Source organism: Thermus hydrothermalis (assembly GCF_022760925.1).
Classification (GTDB): domain Bacteria; phylum Deinococcota; class Deinococci; order Deinococcales; family Thermaceae; genus Thermus; species Thermus hydrothermalis.
The window spans coordinates 36,935-42,934 of record NZ_JAKTNT010000021.1; the positions used below are offsets into that span (position 1 = coordinate 36,935).

General features: G+C 65.6%; 4 protein-coding genes. 1 reads left to right on the plus strand and 3 read right to left on the minus strand.

From position 1 onward, the window contains the following. Positions 1-560: 560 nt before the first annotated feature. Positions 561-1,934, plus strand: coding sequence for a CAP domain-containing protein (locus L0C60_RS11495; protein WP_243092809.1), 1,374 nt, complete (start codon positions 561-563; stop codon positions 1,932-1,934). On the opposite strand, the gene L0C60_RS11500 is transcribed toward L0C60_RS11495, so the two are convergent. The 3 genes from L0C60_RS11500 to L0C60_RS11510 form a co-directional block, all read right to left on the minus strand. Beyond that, entirely contained in the window at positions 1,920-2,342 is a 423-nt protein-coding gene (locus L0C60_RS11500; RefSeq protein WP_234508691.1) for a hypothetical protein, read from the minus strand. The two genes, L0C60_RS11495 and L0C60_RS11500, sit on opposite strands and share 15 nt — an antisense overlap. A 293-nt stretch (positions 2,343-2,635) precedes the next feature. Next, positions 2,636-4,390, minus strand: a complete 1,755-nt coding sequence (locus L0C60_RS11505; protein WP_234508693.1) for an HTTM domain-containing protein — start codon at positions 4,388-4,390, stop codon at positions 2,636-2,638. Beyond that, entirely contained in the window at positions 4,387-5,367 is a 981-nt protein-coding gene (locus tag L0C60_RS11510) for a tetratricopeptide repeat protein (protein WP_243092810.1), read from the minus strand. Before L0C60_RS11510 ends, L0C60_RS11505 begins: the two co-directional genes overlap by 4 nt. Positions 5,368-6,000 lie beyond the last annotated feature (633 nt).

Below are 6,000 nucleotides of genomic sequence, written 5' to 3' on the forward strand. Positions count from 1 at the left end.
GGGTGGACGCATGAGACAGGCTCGTGGAGGTACAGGAGGCGCTGGACTACTTGGCGGACGAGGAGCTGGAAACCCTGCTAGGGGCCCTTAGAGAGTGAGGATATAGATAGCGCGGGGAAACTGGTACGGGCAGCGTGCGAAAGGGCCGGGGTAAGCCTCTACTGACGTACGGGCGCATGGGGGCGGTAAGGCGTAGGAGCCACCGCCCCCGCCTCAGGGGCCCGGAGCCCCCTCCGCAAACGCAAAGGCCTTCTTCGCGAAAGAGAGCTTTCGCGAAAATAAGGTATACCAAGCCCTGTTTGGAAAGCTGCAGGGTTTATTTCGCACGTTAACGCCCCCGTATGAAGAAAGGTGAGGCCTTGCCCCCCACCTAGCCTCGAGGCTCCCAACCTTGAGCGCTCGCCAGCGGCTAGTCCCCAGCCTTCAAGGGCTTAGCACGGATTCCTCCTTGGTCGTGGAAACCCCTGGTCAGGGAGAGCTCCCAAGAAAGAAGAATGGGCCCATGCTGCCCCAGATAGCCTCGTCCTTCTCCTCAGATTATTGGTTAGAATGTTGGGCAAATGCGTAGGAGAAACCTCGCCCTCTTAGTCCTTCTTCTCACCCTCTCCGCCTGCGGTACCCTCAACCTGCCGGGCCTCGAGCCCAACCCGGTCTCCCTCCCCACCTCCTCCGAGCCCGTGGCCTACGTCAACCCCGGGAGCACCTACACCCTGACCCTCTCCCTGACGGAAACCAAAAAGTCCGTGGAAGTGCGGGTAGCCCTCGCTGACCCCTGCGCCAAGGGCACCACCAGTTGCCCCGGCTGGGACGCTAGCCGCTACCCCGGCGTGACCCACCCCACGGAGCCCGTGCGCCTGGACGGCACCCGGTCCCAGGCCACCCTCACCTTCGCCGTGGCCCCGGACGCCCTGCCCCAGGGGCCCTTCAAGTACGAGGTGGTGGTGCGGGACGAGGGGGGCAAGGAGTGGACCCTTCCCTTCTACCTGAAGATCCGGGACACCGAGGGCCGGTCCGCCCTCAAGGCCCTCAACGACTGGCGGACCCGGGCGGGGCTCCCCCCCGTCCAGGAGGACCCCGAGTGGAGCTGGCGGGGGTGGCTGCACAGCCGATACATGGTGCAAAGCTACCCGGACCGACGGCCACACGACGAGGACCTGTCCCAACCTTTCAGTACCCCTGAGGGAAAGGAAGCGGGGAAAAGGGGCAACGAATGGCTCCGGTTCTACCGCCTGAATGGGCAACCCGTGTTCCCCCCTGAGGAGCAAACGGTCAATCGGTGGATCGCCGCGCCCTTCCACCGCTTCAACCTCATCTACCCCTGGCCCCTCACCGTGGGATCGGGTACTTACTGGGATGTCGGACCCTTGCCTGGCTATGGGGGCAGCTACGGGCGAAGCGGGAGCACCCTCCCGAACCTCTCCCTCTGGACGAGCGACAAGCCCACCCGGGAGGTTCTCTTCCCCAGCCCGGGAATGGTGGTTCCCCTGGACCGGTACATAGGAAGTGAGAACCCCAACCCCATCTACCCCTGCTCCAACCCCAGCGCTTCTCCCGAGCGCCCCTTCCTGACCCAGGAGGGCCTCACCTGGGACGACGGAAACGGAGTAGTGGTGACCCCCATCGGCTTCCCCATCACCGTGATGACCTTCGCCAAGATGGACACGAAGGTCCTGGAAGCCCGCCTCACCCGCACCTCCGACGGGGCCCTGAACCCCGTCTGCGCCTACGGGAGCCGGCAGTACTGGGAAAACCGCGAGTCCAGGCGGGAACAGGCAGTTAATGACTTAAAGGCCCACGGAGCCCTGGTCGTCATTCCCCACAAGCCCCTGACCCCGGGGGCGGAGTACGAGGTCTACGTGAGGGGGCAGATCGGGAGCGCCACCTGGGAGAAGACCTGGCGCTTCCGGGTGGACACCAACCTAGTCCCCCTTTGAAGAAGCCTTGAGGTACTGAACGCAGTAGGCTGCCCCCAGGGGGGAAAGGAGGGTGCAAGCCTCCAGGGCCTCCTGGGGATTCTCCCTATAGTGGGCCCGAAGGGCCGAGGCGATGCCGGAGGCGCAGAGGTCCGCTTCGTAAGGCGAGCAAAACTCCCAAGCGGCGGGGACGATCCTCTTCCCAAAGCGCTCCACCGCCTCCATGGCCGCCCCCGCGCGGCAATGGGCCAGGTATTCCCCCCTCCCCTCGGCGCAGACGCGGGCGGCGCTTTGGTTTTCCCCCTTCTCAAAGCCGCCCCTCGTGAAGGCGGCCCGGCCAACGTAGCGCGCGCAGGCCAGGGGGTCTGGAAGCTGGCCGCAAACGGTGAGGGGACGGGAAACCCCTTCCTCCAACAGCCGCAACCCCATGACTTCAGAGCACGCGCGGGCTGCTGGGCCTTGCAATCCGCGGCAAGGGGCCGTGGCATCCCCCACCAGAGGCCCCCGCAAATGGGCCCGGTAGTAGCCCCTAAGGCAAAGGAGCGCCTCGTCCCCCCTACAGACCGCCTGCGCCACGAAGGGCGGGAACACTCCCAGAGCCCGCCCCAGCTTCCAGGCGGGGAGGCCCGGCCCCGGGTGTCGGTAGGAGGCGAGGATGAAGCCGCCAAAGACAACGCCCGCCGCTAGGAGGAGGATGGAAAAAACCGCCAGGACCCTTTTGGCTACATGCATAGGTAGTGCTCCATCAATAGACGCCTAGCCCGCCCTTCGCCCGGGTTCGCATAGGCGCGGTACAGGGTCACGGACACCAAGAGGTCAAACCCCTTGTGCGTCCGGTTCCACGCCGAGCAAAGGTAACGGGCCATTCCTTTGCGCCGGAGGGCGTTGGCCTCTCCCTTTCCCCACGCCCCCCACCAGACCTTGCGCCAATGCTCCTTGCCGGAGCGCTCAATGGAGTACCGCGGTACCGCCTCGCTGTAGGTGGGGTCGCCCGAGATAAGCCACCGCCACGGGTCCACCACGGCCCCGGAGAGGGTTACCCCTTGGACCAGGGGCCATTCGTGCCGCCCGGGGCCCACAGGGGCGAAGTGCCCCCAGGCCACGGCCAGGCCCACGCTGTCCAAGCCCGAGGCGAGCCACTCCGGGGCCTTGTTGTAGTTGTCCGGGCCGTTGAGGGCGTACGCCCCATAGGCCAAGCTCACCGCCAAAGCGAGAAAAAGCGTGAGGCGGGTGAAGGGTCTGAAGGCGGGGGCGGGAAGCCAGCGGCGCGTCGCCTCAGGGGAGGGCCTGCGGTCCGCCACCCAACGGTAGCCGAAACGCAGGAGGCGGGGAACGCCGGGTAAGCGGTAGAGGAAGGCGAGGGAGCGGAAGGGCGAGGCGAAGAGGAGGCCGAGAAAGCCCTCCCCCTCCAGGTACCGCCTTCCCTCCACCTCCACCACCCAACTCCGCCGCGCCTCCAGGAGCTCCCGGACCTCTCCTTCCGCCGGCCTCAGCTCCGCCTCGGCCATGAAGGCCCTCACCAGCGCCTGCGCCACCCGGCGGCAGAAACCGCACCCCCCGTCGTAGTGGACCACGGCTTGAGGGAGCCCGCGGCGCAGCCGGGCGCTGAGCCAGATCCCCACCTCGGGGGGCAAGAGGAGAAGGAGGGCCGCGGCCATGACCCAGGGGAAGTTCCCCACGTCCAGGAAGAGCCAGGTGAAGAAGTGAAACCCCAGGAAGCCCAGGATGGCGAGGAGCCTGAGGGGCCAAAGAGGCGCTATCAGGAGGAAAGCCCCCCCTGCCTGGAGGAGGAAGGTGAGCCGGGAGAGCAGGGTGGCCCACTCGGGGTAGCGCCGGACGAACTCCACCCCCAGGGGTTTGCCGTGGGTGGACTCCACCGCCGCCCAGAGCCCCTTCCCTTGGAGCCAGTAGGCGTCCACGTCCTTGGCCAGGGAGTTGGTGAAGTAGGCGGCGAAGAGGAGAACGAGGAAAGGGAGGACGGTGGGGGCGAAGACCCGGTCCGGCGCCGGATCCCGCAGGAGGAAGCGGGCGAGCCCGTAACCCGCCTCCAGGGGAAGGAGGGCTCCCAGGAGGAGGAAGACGGGGATGAGGCTGTGGCCCGTGTTCCAGACCCAGGGGTTGCGTTGCTGGAGGGCGATGAGGAGAAGGGCGAGGAGGAATGCCGTCGTCCTAGGGCGGTACCCCAGGAGAAGGAGGAAGGCGAGGAGCCCGATGGCGAGAAAGAGGAGGCGGTTCCAGACCTCCCCGCCCAGGAAGAAGGGGAGAAAAACGTCCGCAACCTCTAGGACTTCGTGCCGGCGAAAAAGCCCCCCTTCGGAGAAAAACGCCTCGTACCAGCGGGCGAGGGTGAACCAGTCTGCGAGGAGGGTTCCCCCAAGGAGGACGCGGAAGACGGTGAGGCCTAGGGGCGAAAGCGAGAGGCCCTGGAGAAGAGCCCGCCACCCGCTATCTACCCCTAAGCCTCCGCGGAGGGTCATGGCAGGTTCTTCAGGAGCTCCTTCGCCCGGTTAACCTCCTCAGGAGTCAGGCGCTTCTGCCAGTCGGAAAGGAGGCTTTGGGCAGGGGGGTGCTTCCAAGCGGCGGCTAAGGCGAGGTAGGCGAGGCCGAGGGCGCGCTCCCCGGGCGCCACGCCCTCCAGGATGCAAAGGCCGTAGATGGTGGCTACACCTGCCTGTAACTTGGCTTGGTCCTTCGCCAGGCGGCACGCCTCAGGGCGGTTCTGAACGAGACCCCCTTGGCCGAAGTAGAGGGCGGTGGCCCAGACCGCGGTGGCGGCGGGTTCGAATCCCACCAGGGGCCGGGCGAGCTCGAGAGCGCGCTTTTGGTCGGGTGGACCCCCGATCCCGAAGAAGAAGTCGTAGGCGAGGAAGCCTCGGGCGAGGAAGTACCCCCGGGCAGCTGCCCGCTCCCAGTACTCCCGAGCCTTCTTGGGGTCCCTGGAAAGACCGGGGAGGTCCGAGGAGGCGAGGTACCGGGCGGCCACGTTGAGGGCAACAGGGTCACCCGTGGCCGCGGCTTCCTGGATGAGCTTGACGCCCTCGTTTATGTCCTGCTTCAGTCCAGCACCACCCCCTATGAGGAACATGGCGTACAGCGCCTTACCCCCGGGGTAGCCGCGCTCCATGCTTTCCCGTGCGTACCGAAAGCCTTTTTGATCGTCCTGCGCCACGCCAATTCCGTTGGCGTACAAAATAGCGAGCCCCCAGCTACCCCAGCCGCTTCCCTTGGCCTGGGCCCACTCGAAGTACCTCCGGGCCCTCTCCAGGTCCCTGGGGTAGGCAACCCCGTTGAGGTAGAGGACGCCCAAAGCCGCCCCTGCCTCGGGATCGCCCGCCTGGTAGGCCTCCACGAGGCGGGCGTAGGCCTCTTGGTTGCCGCTCTCCACCGCGGCCACGAGGTCCCAGCCCTCCTGAGGGGAAAGGGCCAGGGCAGAAGCTCCAACCGCCAGAAGCAACAGAAAAGCGATCCTTCTCACGCTATCACCCCAACGAGCATTGTACCGGCAGACCATGAGAGGGCCTCGTCAGAAGAAGCCCTTAGTCCCAACACTCTCGGGCAAGCGGTAAAGCATCTCTGGGAGCTTTTCTATTTGGCCCTTCCACCGTGTCAACGCTCCCGGGCCTATAGGTCCTGAGATACCTCCCGGTCCACTAACTCCCATGTCAATATTGACCTGAGAGCCTGGGGTGTAAGAGGTAGACGAGGTAGAGGAGGTAGGGGAGGTCAAGGTAGAGGAGGTAGACGAACTAGACGAAGTAGAGGAGGTAGGCTCAGGAGGGTTAGAAGGCGTGCACGTGCTTTGCGTCAAAGCGCGGTCGTACATCTCGTCCCGCGTGGCGCTCGTGAACCGCCCCGTTCCCCTCGAGGACACCCCCACCACGCTCGGCGTCCAGTACCTGACTGTGCGCCAATACTCCGTGAAAACCCGAGTTCCGATGTAGCCGGGCGGGCAATCCTCAGGCTCGCTAACCGTCCAGGTCCGCAGGATGGAATCCCCAGGAGCGGTATACGCCCCCGGCCTTACCTGGCTACAGTTAACCCAAGTTGCTACCTATCCCCTGGATCTGAAAAAATAGTGGCCGCTATG

Bases quoted from the DNA above. Each gene is read 5' to 3' on its own strand.
- L0C60_RS11495 (WP_243092809.1), top strand. From the start codon at position 561: ATGCGTAGGAGAAACCTCGCCCTCTTAGTCCTTCTTCTCACCCTCTCC.
- L0C60_RS11500 (WP_234508691.1), bottom strand. From the start codon at position 2,342: ATGGGGTTGCGGCTGTTGGAGGAAGGGGTTTCCCGTCCCCTCACCGTT.
- L0C60_RS11505 (WP_234508693.1), bottom strand. From the start codon at position 4,390: ATGACCCTCCGCGGAGGCTTAGGGGTAGATAGCGGGTGGCGGGCTCTT.